At 72.3% G+C, this 18,337-nt stretch carries 14 protein-coding genes and 2 pseudogenes; 8 read left to right on the top strand and 8 right to left on the bottom strand.

Annotation, left to right across the window (positions count from 1 at the left end; genetic code table 11):
* Positions 1 to 135: 135 nt before the first annotated feature.
* Positions 136 to 1,734 (top strand): alpha/beta hydrolase, encoded by a 1,599-nt coding sequence (locus tag AC2CHE_RS20065; RefSeq protein WP_484506420.1) that lies wholly within the window; start codon positions 136 to 138, stop codon positions 1,732 to 1,734.
* Positions 1,735 to 1,779: 45 nt separating this feature from the next.
* On the opposite strand, the gene glmS is transcribed toward AC2CHE_RS20065, so the two are convergent.
* Entirely contained in the window at positions 1,780 to 3,693 is a 1,914-nt protein-coding gene (gene glmS / locus AC2CHE_RS20060) for a glutamine--fructose-6-phosphate transaminase (isomerizing) (RefSeq protein WP_484506419.1), read from the bottom strand.
* Between the two features lie 156 nt (positions 3,694 to 3,849).
* Between glmS and AC2CHE_RS20055 the strand changes: the two genes are divergently transcribed.
* A complete protein-coding gene (locus AC2CHE_RS20055) occupies positions 3,850 to 5,043 on the top strand; it encodes a pyridoxal phosphate-dependent aminotransferase (RefSeq protein WP_484506418.1) in 1,194 nt (397 codons plus the stop codon).
* 108 nt (positions 5,044 to 5,151) lie between these two features.
* On the opposite strand, the gene glmM is transcribed toward AC2CHE_RS20055, so the two are convergent.
* From glmM to AC2CHE_RS20020, 7 genes are all read right to left on the bottom strand, one after another.
* The gene (gene glmM, locus AC2CHE_RS20050; RefSeq protein WP_484506417.1) at positions 5,152 to 6,504 is read right to left on the bottom strand and encodes a phosphoglucosamine mutase; all 1,353 of its coding nucleotides are present in this window, start codon (positions 6,502 to 6,504) and stop codon (positions 5,152 to 5,154) included.
* A 132-nt stretch (positions 6,505 to 6,636) separates the two neighbouring features.
* Positions 6,637 to 7,101, bottom strand: a complete 465-nt coding sequence (rpsI, locus tag AC2CHE_RS20045) for a 30S ribosomal protein S9 (protein WP_018784602.1) — start codon at positions 7,099 to 7,101, stop codon at positions 6,637 to 6,639.
* Between the two features lie 20 nt (positions 7,102 to 7,121).
* Positions 7,122 to 7,565, bottom strand: coding sequence for a 50S ribosomal protein L13 (rplM, locus tag AC2CHE_RS20040; protein ID WP_093411456.1), 444 nt, complete (start codon positions 7,563 to 7,565; stop codon positions 7,122 to 7,124).
* A 209-nt stretch (positions 7,566 to 7,774) separates the two neighbouring features.
* The gene (locus tag AC2CHE_RS20035) at positions 7,775 to 9,142 is read right to left on the bottom strand and encodes a NarK family nitrate/nitrite MFS transporter (protein WP_484506416.1); all 1,368 of its coding nucleotides are present in this window, start codon (positions 9,140 to 9,142) and stop codon (positions 7,775 to 7,777) included.
* Positions 9,143 to 9,249: 107 nt separating this feature from the next.
* Positions 9,250 to 9,555 carry a type II toxin-antitoxin system PemK/MazF family toxin gene (locus tag AC2CHE_RS20030; protein ID WP_484506415.1) on the bottom strand — a complete coding sequence of 102 codons (306 nt, stop codon included), beginning with the start codon at positions 9,553 to 9,555 and terminating at the stop codon, positions 9,250 to 9,252.
* Positions 9,533 to 9,790, bottom strand: coding sequence for a DUF6364 family protein (locus tag AC2CHE_RS20025; RefSeq protein ID WP_093411463.1), 258 nt, complete (start codon positions 9,788 to 9,790; stop codon positions 9,533 to 9,535). The genes AC2CHE_RS20030 and AC2CHE_RS20025 overlap by 23 nt, the downstream gene beginning before the upstream one ends.
* A 74-nt stretch (positions 9,791 to 9,864) precedes the next feature.
* Positions 9,865 to 10,620 (bottom strand): class I SAM-dependent methyltransferase, encoded by a 756-nt coding sequence (locus AC2CHE_RS20020; RefSeq protein ID WP_484506414.1) that lies wholly within the window; start codon positions 10,618 to 10,620, stop codon positions 9,865 to 9,867.
* 222 nt (positions 10,621 to 10,842) lie between these two features.
* On the opposite strand from AC2CHE_RS20020, the pseudogene AC2CHE_RS20015 reads away from it, so the two are divergent.
* The 6 genes and pseudogenes from AC2CHE_RS20015 to AC2CHE_RS19990 form a co-directional block, all read left to right on the top strand.
* Positions 10,843 to 12,244, top strand: a pseudogene (locus AC2CHE_RS20015) (molybdopterin oxidoreductase family protein); the annotation flags it as partial.
* 89 nt (positions 12,245 to 12,333) lie between these two features.
* A pseudogene (locus AC2CHE_RS20010) lies at positions 12,334 to 12,915 on the top strand (molybdopterin oxidoreductase family protein); the annotation flags it as partial.
* A complete protein-coding gene (locus tag AC2CHE_RS20005; protein WP_484506413.1) occupies positions 12,912 to 14,357 on the top strand; it encodes an FAD-dependent oxidoreductase in 1,446 nt (481 codons plus the stop codon). The pseudogene AC2CHE_RS20010 and the gene AC2CHE_RS20005, both read left to right, overlap by 4 nt.
* Positions 14,354 to 16,876, top strand: a complete 2,523-nt coding sequence (gene nirB / locus AC2CHE_RS20000) for a nitrite reductase large subunit NirB (RefSeq protein ID WP_484506412.1) — start codon at positions 14,354 to 14,356, stop codon at positions 16,874 to 16,876. Before AC2CHE_RS20005 ends, nirB begins: the two co-directional genes overlap by 4 nt.
* A complete protein-coding gene (gene nirD / locus AC2CHE_RS19995; protein ID WP_484506411.1) occupies positions 16,873 to 17,220 on the top strand; it encodes a nitrite reductase small subunit NirD in 348 nt (115 codons plus the stop codon). Before nirB ends, nirD begins: the two co-directional genes overlap by 4 nt.
* Entirely contained in the window at positions 17,220 to 18,308 is a 1,089-nt protein-coding gene (locus tag AC2CHE_RS19990) for a uroporphyrinogen-III synthase (RefSeq protein ID WP_484506410.1), read from the top strand. The genes nirD and AC2CHE_RS19990 overlap by 1 nt, the downstream gene beginning before the upstream one ends.
* The last annotated feature ends 29 nt before the right edge of the window (positions 18,309 to 18,337 follow it).

Raw genomic sequence — 18,337 nt, 5'->3', positions numbered from 1 at the left:
GGCGGCGGCCGTGCACGCCTGGTCCGGCCGGCTCGGCGCCCGGGTCGCGGAGACCGGCGACGGGGTACGCGCCGCCGCCGGGGCGTACGAGTCGGTGGACGCCAGGGCTGCCGCCCGGCTCTCCGGCCTGCCCCGATGAGTGCACCAGGTCAGGTCGGTTACGCCCGGCTCGCCATGGTCGACCCGGCGGCGTGGCGGGCCACCGGATCGGCCTGGGCGAGCCTGGCCGGGGTGGCCGAGCGGCGGGCCGGTGAGCTCACCGACGGCAGCGCCGCCCTGCGTACCGGTTGGTCCGGCCGGGCCGCCGAGTCGGCCACTGCCCGGCTGACCGGGCTGCACGACGAGCTGGTCGTGCTGATGCCGGCCGCGATCGAGACCGACCAGGTGCTCGCCGAGTTCGCCACCCGGTTGGTGGCCGCCCGGGCTCGACTGACGGCCGCCGTGGCATTGGCCACCGCCAGCGGTGTGCTGATCGACCGTCGAGGTGGGGTACGCGCCGATCCCACCCGGCTACCGTCCGACCGCGCCGACGCGACGGTGATCCAGGTGGCCACGGCCCTGCGGGAGGCGCTCGACCTGGCCGCCACGGCCGACGGGGAGGCCACGACGCGCCTCGCACGGCTGACCGAGGCCGCCGGTACCGGCTGGACGGCCCGGCCATCGGTGTACCGGCCACCGTCCGACGCCGAGCCGGGTCTGGTGCGGCGCTGGTGGGCCGGGCTCACCCCGGCCGAGCGCCGCTGGCTGGTGGTGCACGAGCCGGAGCTGACCGGGCGACTCGACGGGGTGCCGGCCGATGCCCGTGACCAGGCCAACCGGATGCTGCTCGCGGCCCGGCGGGCGGCCCTGGCGCAACGGTGGGAGCAGTTGCTGGCCCGGGTGCCGCGTGGCCCGCTGGAAGTGGCCGGGCTGCGGGGCGTCGAGGCCGCGCTCTCCGGCCTGGACGCACTCGCCGCCCGGCTGGAGTCGGCCCAGCAGCCACGGGCGTACCTGCTGGGCATGGACGTCGACGGTGAGGGGCGGGCGGTGGTGGCGCTGGGCAACCCGGACCGGGCCGGCGAAGTGCTCACCTATGTACCCGGGATGACCGCCGGGCTCGACGACGCCACCGGCGAGTTGGGCCGGGCGGCGCGGGTGCTGGCCCGGGGTGCCGAGCTGGCACCTGATGCGCTGACCTCGGCGGTGCTCTGGCTGGATTACGACGCGCCGGACTTCCTGCACGAGGCGGCCTGGGACGGGCAGGCCCGCGCGGCCGGGGAGGCGCTGCACCGGTTCCAGGAGGGCCTCCGGGCCACCCACGACGGCCCGCCGGCCCGGCAGACCGTGCTCGGGCACAGCTACGGGTCGCTGGTGGTGGGCACCGCCGCTCGCGACCATGGCCTCGCCGCGGACGCCCTGGTCTTCGTCGGCTCGCCCGGGGTCGGTGTGACGCACGCGGCCGACCTGGGGTTGCCACCCGGGCAGGTCTGGGCCAGCACCGCCCCGGACGACGTGATCCGGCTGACCCGCCCGCCGGACGAGCTGGCGCTGCGGGCGGCGCTCGGTGTCTCCCCGGTCGGCACGATCGCCGGCTGGCTGGCCGGGCCGAGCGACGAACGGTGGTTCGGGCGCGACCCGGCCGAGCCGGGCTTCGGCGGTCGGACGTTCCCCAGCGGGCGGTACGGCCACACCGGCTACTGGCATCCGGACAATCCGGCGCTGGACGGCATGGCGCGGGTGATGCTGGGGCGCTGAGGCCGGCCCCGGCGGCCGGGTCGACCGCCGGGTACCGGTTGTCGGCTACTCCACGGTGACGGACTTGGCGAGGTTGCGGGGCTGGTCGACGTCGTGTCCCCGGGCGGCGGCGATCTCGGCCGCGAACACCTGCAACGGCACGGTGGTCACCAGCGGGGCGAGCAGCGTCGGCGTACGCGGCACCTGGATCAGGTGATCGGCGTAGCGGACCACCGATTCGTCGCCCTCCTCGGCGATGACGATGGTGCGGGCGCCCCGCGCGCGTACCTCCTGGATGTTCGAGACGACCTTGTCGTGCAGCATGCCCCGGCCCACCGGCGAGGGGACGATGCAGATCACCGGGGTGCCCTTGTCGATCAGCGAGATCGGGCCGTGCTTCAGCTCGCCCGCGGCGAAGCCCTCGGCGTGCATGTACGCCAACTCCTTGAGCTTCAGCGCGCCCTCCAGCGCCACCGGGTAGCCGACGTGCCGGCCGATGAACAGCACCGTCGACTCGGCACGCAGCTCGCGGGCCAGCTCGCGGACCGGCTCGATCCGGCCGAGCAGCTCGCGCAGCTTGTCCGGCACCCGGTGGAGCTGCTCGACCACGGCCGCCACCTCGTCGGCGTACTTGACGCCGCGCACCTGCGCCAGGTGCAACCCGATCAGGTAGCAGGCGATCACCTGGGTGAGGAACGCCTTGGTGGAGGCGACGGCGATCTCCGGGCCACCGTGGGTGTAGAGCACCGCGTCGGACTCCCGGGGGATGGTGGAGCCGTTGGTGTTGCAGACGGCCAGGACCCGGGCCTTCTGCTCCTTGGCGTGCCGCAGCGCCATCAGGGTGTCCATGGTCTCGCCGGACTGCGAGATCACCACGATCAGGGTGGACCGGTCCAGCACCGGATCGCGATAGCGGAACTCGCTGGCCAGCTCCACCTCGCAGGGGATCCGGGTCCAGTGCTCGATGGCGTACTTGGCCACCATCCCGGCGTGGTACGAGGTGCCGCAGGCGACGATGAAGATCTTGTCGACGTCACGCAGGTCCTGGTCGCTGAGGCGGACCTCGTCGAGCATGATCTCGCCGCTCTCGGTCAACCGCCCGAGCAGCGTGTCGGCGACGGCCTGCGGCTGCTCCTCGATCTCCTTGAGCATGAACCAGTCGTAGCCGCCCTTCTCGGCCGCCGAGGAGTCCCAGTCGATGTGGAAGTCCTTGCCGCTGGCCGGCTGCCCCTCGAAGTCGGTGATCTCGATGCTCTCGGCGGTGATCAGCACGATCTGGTCCTGACCCAACTCGACCGCGTCCCGGGTGTGCTCGATGAACGCGGCCACGTCGCTGGCGAGGTAGTTCTCTCCGTCGCCGCGGCCGACGACCAGGGGCGAGTTGCGGCGTGCGCCGACCACCGCGCCGGGAATCGCCGAGTCGACGGCGAGCAGCGTGAAGGCGCCCTCCAGCCGCTGGCAGACCACCCGCATGGCCGCGGTCAGCAGTTGCGGCCCGTCCGGCTGGCCCGCCGCGCGCAGGTCGGTCAGGGCAGCGGAGAGCAGGTGGGCCGCGCACTCGGTGTCGGTGTCGCTGGTGAAGGTGACGCCCTCGTCCTCCAGCTCGGCACGGAGCTTGGCGAAGTTCTCGATGATGCCGTTGTGGATCACCGCTACCCGCCCGTCGGGGGACAGGTGCGGGTGGGCGTTGCGGTCGGTGGGACCGCCGTGGGTGGCCCATCGGGTGTGTCCGATGCCGGTGGTGCCGTCGCCGATGCCGATCGGGCTGGCGCCGCAGCCGGCCGGGTCCTCGGCCGCCCGCTCGGAGAGCACCTTCTCCAGGTTGGCCAGCTTGCCGGCCTTCTTCTCGGTCAGCAGCGCCCCGTCGCAGACGATGGCGACGCCCGCCGAGTCGTAGCCGCGGTACTCCAGCCGCCGCAAGCCGTCGAGCACGATGCCGAGCGCCGGTCGGGCGCCGGCGTAACCCACGATTCCACACATGGGTCGCAGCCTAACCAGTTCCGCTCACGATGTCTGCTTGAAAGCGGGGTAAACAATCACTGAATTTGAGCGATCCGGCGATGGCGGCGATCGGAGCGACAAAGCACGCATTCGATGGTGGGCGGGCTGGCAGATCACCCCCGTACCCTGACGGGCGTGACGAGCCGCGATGTCGACCCGCTGGTGGCCCGGATGCGCCCGTTCGGGACGACGATCTTCGCCGAGATGTCCGCCCTCGCGGTGCGTACCGGGGCGGTGAACCTCGGGCAGGGTTTCCCGGACACCGACGGCCCGCCCGAGATGCTCGCCGCCGCGGCGCAGGCCCTGGCCGCCGGTCGCAACCAGTACCCGCCCGGCCCCGGCATCCCCGAACTACGGGCGGCGGTGGCGGGGCACCAGCGCCGCTTCTGGGGCCTGGAGTACGACCCGGACGGCGAGGTGGTGGTGACCGCCGGAGCCACCGAGGCCGTCGCCGCGGCCATCCTCGCCCTCTGCGAGCCTGGCGACGAGGTGGTCTGTTTCGAGCCCTACTACGACTCGTACGCCGCCTCGATCGCCCTGGCCGGCGCGGTCCGGCGACCCGTCACCCTGCGTCCCGAGACCGACGGGCGGTACACCTTCGACCCGGCGGCACTGCGGGCGGCGTTCGGTGCGCGTACCCGGCTGGTGCTGCTGAACTCGCCGCACAACCCGACCGGCAAGGTGTTCACCCCGGACGAGCTGGCCCTGATCGCCGAACTGTGCCAGGAGCACGACACGTACGCGGTCACCGACGAGGTGTACGAGCACCTGGCCTTCACCGACGCCGTCAGCGGGCACGTGCCGCTGGCCACGCTGCCCGGGATGCGCGAGCGCACCCTGCGGATCTCCTCGGCCGGCAAGACCTTCTCCTGCACCGGATGGAAGGTGGGGTGGGCCAGCGGGCCGGCGGCGCTGGTGTCCGCGGTGCTGCGGGTCAAGCAGTTCCTCACCTACGTCAACGCCGGGCCCCTGCAACCCGCGGTGGCGGTGGCGCTCGCGCTGCCCGACGACTACTTCACCGCCTTCCGGGCCGACCTACAGGCCCGCCGAGACCAACTGGTCAGCGGGCTGGCCGCCGCCGGGTTCGACGTGTACACCCCGGAGGGCACGTACTTCGTCACCGCCGACATCACCGCTCTCGGCGGCACGGACGGCGTGGACTTCTGCCGCGCGCTGCCCGAGCGCTCCGGCGTGGTGGCGGTGCCCACCCAGGTCTTCTACGACGATCCCGAGGCGGGACGGCGGCTGATCCGGTTCGCCTTCTGCAAACGCCAGGAGGTGCTGGCCGAGGCGGTGACCCGGCTACGCCGGCTGCCCGAGTTCCGGTGACCGAAGCCGGGGTCAGCCCGGCCGGCGGCCATCATTCCACGACACCTCGCACGGTAGGGGTAGGCAGGTTCGGTCCGGACGGAACCGGTTACCGACCAGGGTTTCCGGTCAGGCCGGACTGGCGGTACGCACGTGGTCGGCGATGCGCTCGGCGACCTCACGTGCCTTCTGCTCGGTGGCGGCCTCGACCATCACCCGGACCAGCGGCTCGGTACCCGACGGGCGCAGCAGCACGCGACCGGTCTCGCCCAGTTCGGCCTCGGCCCGCTCGACCTCGGCGCGTACCGTCGATGCGGCGGCGCCGACGGTGCGGTCACCGACCGGCACGTTGATCAGCACCTGGGGAAGCTTGGTGACCACGCTGGCGAGGTCCGCCAGGGAGCGACCGGTGGCCGCCACCCGGGCCATCAGGTGCAGCCCGGTGAGGACCCCGTCACCGGTGGTCGCGTACGCCGGCATCACGATGTGGCCGCTCTGCTCGCCGCCCAGGGCGAGCCCGGAGGCACGCAGTTCCTCCAGCACGTACCGATCGCCGACCTTGGTCTCGACCAGCCGGATGCCCGCCGCGGACATGGCCAGGCGCAGGCCGAGGTTGCTCATCACGGTGGCGACCAGGGTGTCCCCGGTCAGCGTGCCGGCTTCTCGCATGGCCAGCGCCAGGATCGCCATCACCTGGTCGCCGTCGACCTCGTCGCCGTCGGCGGTCACGGCCACGCACCGGTCGGCGTCACCGTCGTGCGCGATGCCGAGTAGCGCCCCGTGCTCCACCACCGCCTGGCGCAGCGCCTCGATGTGGTTGGAGCCGCACTCGTCGTTGATGTTGAGCCCGTCCGGCTCGGCGTTGATCGCGATGACCTCGGCACCGGCCTCCCGGTAGACCGCCGGGGCCACCTCGGCGGCGGCACCGTTGGCGCAGTCGACCACGACCTTGATCCCGTCGAGGCGGTGCGCCGCGGTTCCGGCGACGTGCTGCACGTAGTGGTTGGCGCCATCGAGCAGGTCGTGCACCCGGCCCACTCCCGCGCCGACCGGACGATTCCAGGCGGTGGTGGCGTTGGCCTCGATGGCCGCCTCGATCCGCATCTCGATCTCGTCGGGCAGCTTGTGTCCACCGGCCGCGAACAGCTTGATCCCGTTGTCCGGCATCGGGTTGTGCGAGGCCGACAGCATCACGCCGAGATCCGCCTTGGCCTCCGCAGTGAGGAACGCCACCGCCGGAGTGGGCAGCACACCCACCCGGATCACCGTCGCCCCCGCGCTGGTCAGCCCGGCCACCACGGCAGCCTCAAGCATCTCGCCGCTGGCCCGGGTGTCCCGACCCACCACGGCCAGCGGGGCGCGGCCACGATCCGACTCGGCGAGGGTGTGGGCGGCAGCGACGGCCACCGAGAGCGCCAACTCCGGGGTGAGATCGGCGTTCGCCCGCCCGCGTACGCCGTCCGTGCCGAACAACCGGCCCATACCCACCAACCTCCGATGAACTGCCGATACAGAAAAAACGCCTGGTCGTGAGGCTACGAAACGGCCGGCCCACCTCCCCTGTCGGGGGAGGCGGACCGGCCGTCCGTCAGAAGTACAAGGTGCGGCTGGAGATCAGCGCTTCGAGTACTGGGGAGCCTTACGAGCCTTCTTGAGGCCGTACTTCTTGCTCTCCTTGACCCGGGCGTCCCGAGTCAGGAAGCCGGCCTTCTTCAGGGCCGGGCGGTCGTCGGGCTCGCTGACGATCAGCGCCCGGGCGATGGCCAGCCGCAGCGCACCGGCCTGGCCGGTGGTGCCACCGCCCCGCAGGTTGGCGATGACGTCGAACGCCTCGGGCTTCTCGGCGGTCACCAGCGGATCCTTGATCAGCTGCTGGTGCACCTTGCTCGGGAAGTACGCCTCCAGGTCACGCCCGTTGCAGGTGATCTTGCCGGTGCCCGGCACGATGCGCACCCGGACGATGGCCTCCTTGCGCCGACCCACGGTCTGGATCGGACGGTCACCACGAGGCGCGCGCGCGACGGGCGCCGGCGCCTCGGTGGCCTCAGGGGCGACCTCGGTGGCGGTGATGTCGGTCATGCTGCTTCCTTCGCCCGCGCTCACTGCGCGATCTGCTTGATCTCGAACGGCACCGGCTGCTGCGCGCCGTGCGGGTGCTCGGCACCGGCATAGACCTTCAGCTTCTTGATCAGCTGACGGCCGAGCTTGTTGTGCGGGAGCATCCCCTTCACCGCCAGCTCAATGGCCCGCTCGGGACGCTTGGCCAGCAGCTCCTCGTAGCCGACCTGCTTGAGGCCACCCGGGTAACCGGAGTGCCGGTAAGCGATCTTCTGCTGGCGCTTGTTGCCGGTCAGCGCTACCTTGCCCGCGTTCACGACGACGACGAAGTCGCCCGTGTCGACGTGCGGCGCGAAAGTCGGCTTGTGCTTGCCCCGCAGCAGCGTGGCGGCGTGGGTGGCCAGGCGGCCCAGCACGACATCAGAGGCGTCGATGACGTGCCACTGACGCTCGATCTCACCCGGCTTCGGGCTGTACGTACGCACAGGTCTACCTTGTCTCGTCGTCGGTCTGGGGTAGCGCGCCGAGGTGACCAGGACATCCCAGCCGGACCAGCGCGCACGAACGACCAAGCGTACCTCAGGCGGCACGCCTACAGATGTCGTACAACAGCAGGCAACGATACCCGCAGCCCCGCCGGCCGGTCAAAACGGGGTCCGGCCGGCCGGGGCGAGCGGGTCCTGCATGATGGCCGTCACACCCCGTGGCGGGCCATCCGGCTGCCGGGACGCAGGTACGCCACCCAGGTGACCACCAGCAGCACCAGGAAGAACCCCACGTAGAAGCGCAACGCCGGCTGGATGCCTCCGTAGGTCGACCGGGCCCAGGCGTAACAGATCGGCACCAGGAAACCGCCGAAGGCACCGACCGCGGAGATGATGCCCAGGGCACCGGCGGCCTGCCGCCGCATCGCCAGCATCATCTCCGGCGCACCGCCGCGCTCCTCGCCCTTGATCTGGAAGATCCTGCTGATCATCCGGTAGGTCGAGCCGTTACCGACGCCAGTGGCCACGAAGAGCAGCAGGAAAGCCACGAAGAACAGGCCCAGGCTGCGCCGCTCCACCGACCAGAGCGCGCCCAGGGCACCGACCGCCATCAGCACGAAGCTGGCCACCGTGACCCGGGCCCCACCGACGAGGTCGGAGAGGCGGCCACCGAACGGCCGACAGAGCGAGCCCACTCCCGCGCCGAGGAACGCCCAGGCCAGCGCGACGTCCGGCCGACCGAACACCGAGTTGAGCAGCGTGGGGAAGGCCGCCGAATAGCCGATGAACGAGCCGAAGGTGCCGATGTACAGCAGCGACATGATCCAGGTGTCGCGGTGCCGCAGCGACGACCAGACCGGCCCCACGTCGGCCTTCGCCTCGGCCAGGTTGTCCATGAACAGGTACGCGCAGACGGCGGCGATCACCGCCAGCGGGATGTACATCAGACCGGCCCGGGACAGTGCGAGCCCGCCACCCAGCACGATCACCTGGGGCACCACGAACTGCACGACGGCCACCCCGATGTTGCCGCCGGCGGCATTGAGCCCCAACGCCCACCCCTTCTCCCGCTCCGGATAGAAGAAGGAGATGTTGGCCATGCTGGAGGCGAAGTTGCCGCCACCGAATCCGGCCGTGGCGGCGATCAGCAGCAGCGACACGAACCCGATCTCCGGGTGCTCGACCGCCCAGGCCAGTCCGGCGCAGGGCACGATCAGCAGCAACGCGGAGATGACCGTCCAGTTGCGGCCGCCGAAGACCGGCACGGCGAAGGTGTACGGCAGCCGCAGCAGGGCGCCGACTCCGCTGGGTACGGCGGTCAGCCAGAGCGCCTGGCTGGTGGTGAGCTGCCATCCGGAGTCGCCGAGCCGGACGACGACGATGCTCCAGAGCAGCCACACCGAGAAGCCGATGTGCTCGGCGAAGATCGACCAGATGAGGTTGCGTCGGGCGACGCCGCGGCCGATCCGCTGCCAGAAGGCGGGATCCTCCGGTGCCCAGTGCCCGATCCACCGACCTGGTCGGCGATCCAGGCTCTCCTCTTCGATTACCGTCGACTGCTCGCTCGTGGTGGTCATGCGGCAGAAGTTAGGGAGCTGCCGTTACCGCGGCGTTCGCCGTTCGGGTCGGCTCGGCAACGGGGATCGCACCACCGTCCGACGGCGACGGTGAGCAACGCGTCGGCTCAGAGCTGCTGGAGGATGCGCAACGCCCGGTCCACCCGCCGCATCGTCTCCGCGTCGGCGACGTCCACGCACTCGGTGAACCACTTCTTCATCGGCGAGGATATCCGGTCGGGCATGACCACCCGGTCCCCCATCGACACCGCCAGTGGTGAATCGCGCAGCAGCGCCGCCTCCACCACCTCGGCCACGATCACGATGGGCACCGCCGTCGCGTTGTAGACATCGGAACTGATCACCAGGCCGAGGCGTTCCCGGGCGCCCTCGATCCGCCAGACCTCGCTCCTACGCAGCACGTGGCGGACCACCGAAGAGCAGATCGTCGACCATACCGACCTCCTGGGCATCGGCCAGCGAGGCCGATTCCAGATCCAGCCCGGCCCGCCCGACCGCGGCGGCATGCGCGGCGAAGACCTCGCGCAGCGCCTTCTCCCGGGCCGCCTGGTCCATCCAGGCGGAGAGCGAGAGCCCCTCCTGTTTGGCGAACCGCCGGGCATCCGCGATCGTCTCGTCGGCGAACGACAGAGTCACCTTGGCTGTCATACCGGCAGACTACCCGCAGGTATGACTTTCAGTCATAACCGTATTACGTGCGCGGCAGCCCGGCAGGTCCCGTGTCATCGCTGTCGGGCTGGCGGCGCGGACGAGTCGTCGACGTTTCCGCCCGGCGCGCGACCACCGATCACGGCGAAGCGCCACGCCTTGAAGAAGCAGTCGACGTCCGCCAGGCCCGCCTCGGTCAACCAACGGCACTGATCCGTCACCGGGGTGGGGCGGTCGTAGGCCATCCGTTGCTCGGCCGCGGCGATCTCGGCGGCATCGGAACCGAGCGCCGCGACCTGCGCCAGCCAGACGTCGTGGTAACGCCGGTCCAGCTCCGGGGTCGGGCCGGCCACCTGTTCGGCGTTGACGAAGACTCCGCCGGGCACCAGCGCCGCAGCCGCCCGACGGTAGAGGTCGCGCTTGGCGGAGTCGTCCAGGTGGTGAATGGCCAGTGCGCTGACCACCGCGTCGTACCGCCCGGCGGGCAGCGGATCAACCAGGTCGGCCACCACCACCCGGTGCGCGACGCCCCGGGCGGCCAACCGCTCGGCGGCGACGGCCAGCATCTGCGGCGCGGCGTCCACCAGGGTCAGCCGTACGCCGGGCACGGCGGCGGAGAGCACCGACGACAGCAGGCCGGTCCCGGCGCCGAGATCGAGCACCTCGGGCGTACGCCCGACCGCCAGGGCGGCGTGCAACGGTGGCGCGGCCAGCTCGACGGCGGTGGTGTAGAACGCGTCGAAGCAGGGCACGAGCCTGCGGCGGGCGGTGTCGTAGCCACCCGCCGCCGCGTCGAACGCCTCGGCCACGGTCATCTCGATCTCCCACATGTCAGGATTGTTGTTCCACATTGTAGACCCCGCGAGTCGTCCCCCAGTCGAGGTGCGGTGTGAGCGGCTCTTGACAGGAACGAAACAAACGGGACGCGGACCGGAAACTGCCCAACGGCACGCTTTGCCGACATGACAGACGGTGCACGGCCGGCGACGCGACCGGGGTGCGAGCCCCGGGAGGTGGCGACCCACTGCCCGTACTGCGCCCTCCAGTGCGGGATGGTCCTGCGCGAGGAGGACGACGCGGTAAGTGTGCTACCTCGCCAGTTCCCCACCAACCGGGGCGGCCTCTGCCAGAAGGGCTGGACCTCGGCCGAGTTGCTCAGCCATCCCGAACGATTGACCACTCCCCTGCTCCGCGACCCGGCCACCGGCGAGCTGCGCCCGGCCACCTGGGACGCCGCGCTGGACCGGATCACCACCGGTCTTCGCGACGTGCAGGAGGAGCACGGCCGCGACGCGGTCGCCGTCTTCGGCGGGGGCGGGCTCACCAACGAGAAGGCGTACGCGTTGGGCCGGTTCGCGCGGGTGGCGCTGCGCACCCGGCACATCGACTACAACGGACGGTTCTGCATGTCCTCGGCGGCAGCCGCCGGCATGCGCGCCTTCGGCGTGGACCGGGGGCTGCCGTTTCCGCTTTCCGACCTGGGTCAGGCGGACACCCTCCTGCTGGTCGGCGCGAACCCGGCGGAGACCATGCCGCCGCTGGTGCGCTGGTTGACCGAGCACCGGGAGCGGGGCGGCAAGCTGATCGTGATCGACCCCAGGGTGACCGCGACCGCCCGGCAGGCCGACCTGCACCTGCAACCGCTGCCCGGCACCGACCTGGCGGTGGCCAACGCCCTGCTGCACATCGCCCTGACCGAGGGGTACGTCGACGGTGACTACGTCGCCACCCGTACCACCGGTTTCACTGCCGTGCGACGCACCGTGGCGGGCTGGTGGCCCGCCCGCGCCGAAGCGCTCTCCGGCGTGCCCGTGGCCGACCTGGAGGAGACCGCACGAGCCCTCGGCACCGCCGAACGGGCGATCATCCTCACCGCCCGCGGCGCCGAACAGCACGCCAAGGGCGTCGACACCGTCACCGGTTTCGTCAACCTCGCCCTCGCGCTCGGACTGCCCGGCCGCCCCGGCTCCGGATACGGCTGCCTGACCGGGCAGGGCAATGGGCAGGGCGGCCGGGAGCACGGGCAGAAGGCCGACCAGCTCCCCGGGTACCGCAAGATCGACGACCTGGAGGCCCGGGCCCACGTCGCGCGGGTCTGGGGGGTGCCGGCCGACGAGCTGCCGGGGCCGGGCGTGCCGGCGTACCAGCTGCTCGACTCGCTCGGCACCGACCAGGGGCCGCGGGCGCTGCTGGTGTTCGGCTCGAACCCGGTGGTCTCCGCACCCCGCGCCGCCCGGGTCGAGGGCCGCCTGCGCGACCTGGACCTGCTGGTCGTCGCCGACTTCCTGCTCTCCGAAACGGCGGAGTTGGCCGACGTGGTGCTGCCCACGGCCCAGTGGGCCGAGGAGGACGGCACGATGACCAATCTGGAAGGGCGGGTGCTGCGTCGCCGGGCGCTCCGTCCGCCTCCGACAGGTGTCCGCACCGACCTGGAGATCCTGGCCGCCCTCTCCGCCCGGATGCGGGGAACACCTCCGCTTCGCGCGGTGCCGGCGAACGACCCGACCGCGACGGTACGACCGAGCGAAGCGGAGGCGGCGGACCCGCGCCTGGTCTTCGCCGAGCTGCGCCGGGCCTCGGCCGGCGGCATCGCCGACTACGCCGGGATCAGCTGGGACCGGATCGACGCCGCGGACGGCGTCTTCTGGCCGTGTCCCGACGACGAAGGGCCCGACTCCCCCCGACTCTTTGCCGACCGCTTCGCCACCACCGACGGGCTGGCCCGGTTCCACCCGGTGGAGCATCGGCCTGCGGCCGAGGAGGTCTGCGACGACTATCCGCTGCACTTCACCACCGGCCGGGTGCTCGCCCAGTACCAGTCCGGCACCCAGACGCGCCGGGTGGCCGCGCTGCGCCGGGCCGCCCCCGAGGCGTTCGTGGAGTTGCATCCGGATCTCGCCGAGCGGCTGGGCGTCGCCGACGGCGAGCCGGTACGGGTGCTCTCCCGGCGCGGCGAGTTCCAGGCACCGGCCCGGTTGAGCCCGGGTATCCGGCCGGACACCGTCTTCGCGCCGTTCCACTGGGGTGGGCGGGCGCGGGCGAACTCCGTCACCAACGACGCCGTCGACCCGGTCTCCGGGATGCCGGAATTCAAGATCTGCGCGGTACGGGTGGAGCGGGCATGACCGGGCACAGCGAGCGGATCGTGGTGGTCGGCAACGGGATGGCCGGCGCCCGGGTGGCGGCGGAACTGCACGCCCGGGGCGAGGACCCGAAGGTCACCGTGCTCGGCGCGGAACCGCATCCCGCGTACAACCGGATCATGCTGTCCACCCTGCTCACCGGCAAGATCGGCGAGCCGGAGGTGGAACTGGTGGAGGTCGCCGGGCGCGGTGTCGACCTGCGTACCGGCGTGACGGTCAGCGGGATCGACCGCGCCGCCGGGCTGGTACGCACCGACGACGGCGACCGGATCCCCTACGACCACCTGGTCCTCGCCACCGGCAGCCGGGCGGTGGTGCCCGCCCTGCCCGGGCTCGACCCGGAGCGCCTGCCGGAGCGGGTGATCCCGTTCCGCACCCTGGACGACTGCCGACGCATCCTCGCCCTCGCCGGTACCGCCCGGCGCGCCCTGGTGCTCGGCGGCGGGCTGCTCGGCCTGGAGGCCGCCCGGGGGCTGGCGCTACGCGGGCTCGACGTGGGCGTGGTGCACCGGGTGCCGTACCTGATGGACCGTCAGCTCGACCCGGCGGCCGGTGCCGTGCTCGCCGGCACCCTCGCCGGTCTCGGCGTGACCACCCACCTGGCGGTGGAGCCGACCGCAGTACGCGCCGACGCCGCAGGGGTGCGGCTGGAGTTGACCGACGGTCGGTCGCTCGTCGCCGACCTGCTGGTGCTCGCCTGCGGCGTACGGCCCGACACCGTCCTCGCCACCGCAGCCGGCCTGGCCGTGGAACGGGGGGTGCTGGTCGACGACCGGCTCCGCACCAGCGACGAGCGGATCTCCGCGATCGGCGACTGCGCCCAGCACGACGGCACGCTCACCGGGCTGGTGGCGCCGGCCTGGGCACAGGCCCGAGTGGTGGCCCAGCTGGTGACCGGGCAGGACCCGCAGGCCCGGTACCGGCCGCGACCGGTGGTCACCCGGCTCAAGGCGGCCGGCATCGATCTCGCCGCGATGGGCGACCCGACGGGTGGTCCCGGCGAGGAGCTGACCTTCGCCGACCCGGCCCGGGGGACGTACGCCCGGCTGCGCATTCACGACCAGCGGTTGGCCGCCGCGATCCTGCTCGGCGACAACCCTTCGGTGGGCACCGTGATCCAGCTGTTCGACCGCGGCCACCCGGTGCCGACCGACCGGCGGGCGCTGCTGCTCGGCCGGGCCGTCGGCGGGGCGGTCGCGGCACCGGCCGCGTCACCGGCGTTGATGCCGGAGTCGGCCACGGTCTGCCAGTGCAACACGGTGAGCAAGGGTGCCCTGGTGCGCTGCTGGCGGGACGGAGCCCGCACGGTCGACGCCGTTGTCGCGGCGACCCGGGCCGGCACCGGATGCGGCAGCTGCCGCGACGCGGTCGCCGGCATCGTCGACTGGTTGTCCAGAACAGATCCCGTGGAGGTGGGGCGATGACCGGCGGCAACGTGGTCGTCATCGGCAACGGCATGGTCGGCCAGCGGTTCGTGGACGCGCTGCGGGCCCGCGACCCCGAGGGGCGGTGGCGGGTCACGGTGCTCTCCGAGGAGAGCCGGCCGGCGTACGACCGGGTGCGGCTCTCGGCGTACTTCGACGGTGCCGACGAGCAGGACCTGAACCTGCACACCCCGCACGACGGGGTGCAGTTGCGGCTCGGCGAGCGGGCCACCGGCGTGGACCGGAGCCGCCGGGTGGTCACCACGACGTCCGGCGAGCACCCGTACGACGTCCTGGTGCTCGCGACCGGGTCGTTCCCGTTCGTGCCGCCGGTGCCGGGAGCGGACCTGACCGGCGTCTTCGTCTACCGGACCCTGGACGACCTCGCCGCCATCCGCCGGTACGCGAGGGACCGCCGCACCGGCGCGGTGATCGGCGGCGGGCTGCTCGGCCTGGAGGCGGCGAACGCGCTGCGCCTGCTCGGACTGACCACCAGCGTGGTGGAGTTCGCCCCGCGGCTGATGCCGGTGCAGGTGGACACCGCCGGTGGCGCGATGCTCCGACGCTACGTCGAGGACCTGGACGTCGCCTGCCACCTGGGCGCGGCGACCACCGCGCTACGACCCGACGCGGACGGGGCGGTGGCCGCCCTGGAACTCGCCGACGGCGCGGTGCTCGACGCCGATCTGGTGGTGGTGGCCGCCGGCATCCGGCCCCGCGACGAGCTGGCCCGGGCGGCCGGACTCGACATCGGTCCGCGCGGTGGTGTCCTGGTCGACGCCGCCTGCCGGAGCACGGACGAGCGGATCTACGCGGTCGGCGAGTGCGCGGCGGTCGACGGCACCTGCTACGGCCTGATCGCCCCCGGCTACGCGATGGCCGAGGTGGTGGCCGATCGGCTGGTCGGCGGCGCGGCGACCTTCCCCGGCGCGGACACCGCCACCAAGCTCAAGCTGCTCGGTGTCGACGTCGCCTCGTTCGGGGACGCGCACGGTGCCACGTCCGGTTGTCTCGACGTCACCTGGACCGACCCGGCCGCCCGGGTGTACGCCAAACTGGTCCTCTCCGACGACGCGTCCACCCTGCTCGGCGGGGTGCTGGTCGGCGACGCCAGCGCCTACCCGACGCTGCGCGCCAGCGTCGGCGGGCCGCTGCCCGCCGCACCGCTGGCCCTGCTGGCCGGCGACGAAGCGGTGGGCGCCACGGCCGGCGCCCTGCCCCCGACCGCTCAGGTCTGCTCCTGCAACGCGGTGACCCGGGCGGACATCGACACGGCGATCGCGAATGGCTGTGCCGACGTGCCGTCCCTCAAGGCGTGCACCCGGGCCGGGACGAGCTGCGGCTCCTGCGTGCCGATGCTGAAGCAGCTACTCGACGCGGCCGGCGTCGTCCAGTCCAAGGCGCTGTGCGAGCACTTCGACGTCAGCCGGCAGGAGCTGTTCGACATAATCCGGGTACGCGGCATCCGGACGTTCTCCCGGCTGATCGCCGAGCACGGCCGGGGGCGGGGCTGCGACATCTGCAAACCGGTCGTCGCCTCGATCCTCGCCTCGCTCGGCAACGGCCACATCCTCGACGGCGAGCAGGCCTCGTTGCAGGACACCAACGACCACTTCCTGGCGAACCTGCAACGCGACGGCAGCTACTCGGTGGTGCCCCGGATCCCGGGCGGGGAGATCACCCCGGAGAAGCTGATCGTCATCGGCGAGGTGGCGCGCGACTTCAACCTCTACACGAAGATCACCGGCGGGCAGCGGATCGACCTGTTCGGCGCCCGGGTCGACCAGCTACCGCAGATCTGGCGTCGGCTGGTGGACGCCGGGTTCGAGTCCGGGCACGCGTACGGCAAGGCGCTGCGCACCGTGAAGTCCTGCGTCGGCTCCACCTGGTGCCGCTACGGCGTGCAGGACTCGGTCGGCCTGGCCGTCGCTTTGGAGCTGCGCTACCGGGGCCTTCGCGGCCCACACAAGATCAAATCTGCGGTCTCCGGCTGCGCCCGGGAATGCGCCGAGGCCCGCAGCAAGGACTTCGGTGTGATCGCCACCGAAACCGGATGGAACCTCTACGTCGGCGGCAACGGCGGCTTCCGGCCCCGGCACGCCGAGCTGTTCGCCACCGACCTGTCCACCGAGGCATTGGTCACGCTGATCGACAGGTTCCTGATGTACTACATCCGCACCGCCGACCGGCTGCAACGCACCGCCGCCTGGATCGAGGCGATGGACGGTGGCCTGGACCACCTCCGGGCGGTGATCGTGGACGACTCGCTCGGCCTCTGCGAGGAACTCGACGCCGCGATGGCCCGGCACGTGGTGTCGTACTCGGACGAGTGGCGCGACGTCCTGGCCGACGCGGACCGGCTGCGCCGGTTCACCTCGTTCGTCAACGCGCCGGAGGTCCCCGACCCGTCGATCACCTTCGTCACCGAACGCGGACAACCAGTACCGGTCGGCGGCCGTCCGTCCGGCGAGCAGGGCCGCCAACCGGTCGCGCTCGGCCTGCCGGAGGTGCGTCGATGACCGCCGCGACGACACTGAGCTGGGTCACCGTCTGCCCGCTGGATCGCCTGGACCGGGACCGGGGCGTCGCCGCCCTGGTCGCCGGGGTGCAGGTGGCGATCTTCCTGACCGCGGACGGGCTGTACGCGATCGACAACCTCGACCCGGTCTCCGGGGCGTTCGTCCTCTCCCGCGGCATCGTGGGCAGCCGGGGCGAGGTGCCGACGGTCGCGTCGCCGCTGCACAAGCAGGTGTACGACCTGCGCACGGGGGATTGTCTCGACCTGCCGGGCGTTTCAGTCGCTCGGCACCAGATCCGTTGCCACAACGGCATGGTCGAGGTGCGGCTGCGACAGGAGGGCTGATGCGCGAGGAACTGGCCGGCTTCACCATCGGGGTGACCGCCGACCGGCGGCGGGACGAGCTCGCCGCGCTGCTCCAACGGCGGGGTGCGCGGGTGGTGCTCGCTCCCGCCCTGCGGATCGTCCCGCTCGCGGACGACACCGAGTTACGCGAGGCCACTCGTGCCTGCCTGGAACGGCCGCCCGACATCCTGATGGCCAACACCGGCATCGGGATGCGCGGTTGGCTGGAGGCAGCCGAGGGCTGGGGGCTCGCCGAGCCGCTGCGCGGGGTCCTCGGTGACGCGTACGTGGTGGCCCGCGGCCCCAAGGCGCGTGGGGCGATCCGCGCTGCCGGCCTGTTCGACCAGTGGTCGCCCGCCTCGGAGAGCTGCGACGAGGTGGTCGATCACCTGCGCCAGCGGGGCGTGTCGGGTCAGGTGATCGCCATGCAGCTGCACGGTGAGCGACAACCCGAGTGCACCCGCGCGCTGGAGGAGGCCGGCGCCACGGTCATCGAGATCCCGGTCTACCGCTGGGCCCCACCGACCGACCCCGCGCCGCTGCACCGACTGGTCGACCTGGTGGCGGGGCGGCTGGTCGACGCGGTCACCTTCACCTCGGCACCGGCGGTGGAGGCGCTGCTGCGGGCCTCCGGCGATCGCACGGACGCGGTGCTGGACGCGCTGCGCAGTGACGTGCTGGCCAGTTGCGTCGGGCAGGTGACCGCCGAGCCGCTGCTCCGGCGCGGGGTGCCGGTGAGCGCGCCGGCCCGGGCCCGCCTTGGCGCGCTGGTCCGCTCCATCGTCGACGAGCTGCCCCGCCGCACGGTGACCATCAAGGTCGCCGGACACCTGCTCACCCTGCGCGGCCACGCCGCGGTGGTCGACGGCGAGTTGCGTCCGCTGGCCCCGGCGCCGATGGCGGTGCTGCGGGCGCTGGGGCAGACGCCAGGCCGGGTGCTGTCGCGTACCGCCCTGTTGCGGACGCTGCCGCGCGGCGCCGACGAGCACGCGGTGGAGATGGCGGTGGCCCGGCTGCGGGCCGGCCTGAAGGCGCCACGCGTCGTGCAGACGGTGGTCAAGCGGGGCTACCGCCTCCGCGTCGACTGAGCCCCGGCGGCCCCGGGGTCACCGGGCCG

Source organism: Micromonospora sp. ATLC16, from assembly GCF_057196645.1.
The sequence above is the reverse complement of the archived record's forward strand: the minus strand, read 5'-3'. Positions and strand labels throughout refer to the sequence as shown.

Coding starts and splice junctions, on each gene's coding strand:
- AC2CHE_RS20065 (WP_484506420.1), top strand. CDS start 136: ATGAGTGCACCAGGTCAGGTCGGTTACGCCCGGCTCGCCATGGTCGAC.
- glmS (WP_484506419.1), bottom strand. CDS start 3,693: ATGTGTGGAATCGTGGGTTACGCCGGCGCCCGACCGGCGCTCGGCATC.
- glmM (WP_484506417.1), bottom strand. CDS start 6,504: ATGGGCCGGTTGTTCGGCACGGACGGCGTACGCGGGCGGGCGAACGCC.
- rpsI (WP_018784602.1), bottom strand. CDS start 7,101: ATGACCGACATCACCGCCACCGAGGTCGCCCCTGAGGCCACCGAGGCG.
- AC2CHE_RS20035 (WP_484506416.1), bottom strand. CDS start 9,142: ATGACCACCACGAGCGAGCAGTCGACGGTAATCGAAGAGGAGAGCCTG.
- AC2CHE_RS20025 (WP_093411463.1), bottom strand. CDS start 9,790: ATGACAGCCAAGGTGACTCTGTCGTTCGCCGACGAGACGATCGCGGAT.
- AC2CHE_RS20020 (WP_484506414.1), bottom strand. CDS start 10,620: ATGTGGGAGATCGAGATGACCGTGGCCGAGGCGTTCGACGCGGCGGCG.
- AC2CHE_RS20005 (WP_484506413.1), top strand. CDS start 12,912: ATGACCGGGCACAGCGAGCGGATCGTGGTGGTCGGCAACGGGATGGCC.
- nirB (WP_484506412.1), top strand. CDS start 14,354: ATGACCGGCGGCAACGTGGTCGTCATCGGCAACGGCATGGTCGGCCAG.
- nirD (WP_484506411.1), top strand. CDS start 16,873: ATGACCGCCGCGACGACACTGAGCTGGGTCACCGTCTGCCCGCTGGAT.
- AC2CHE_RS19990 (WP_484506410.1), top strand. CDS start 17,220: ATGCGCGAGGAACTGGCCGGCTTCACCATCGGGGTGACCGCCGACCGG.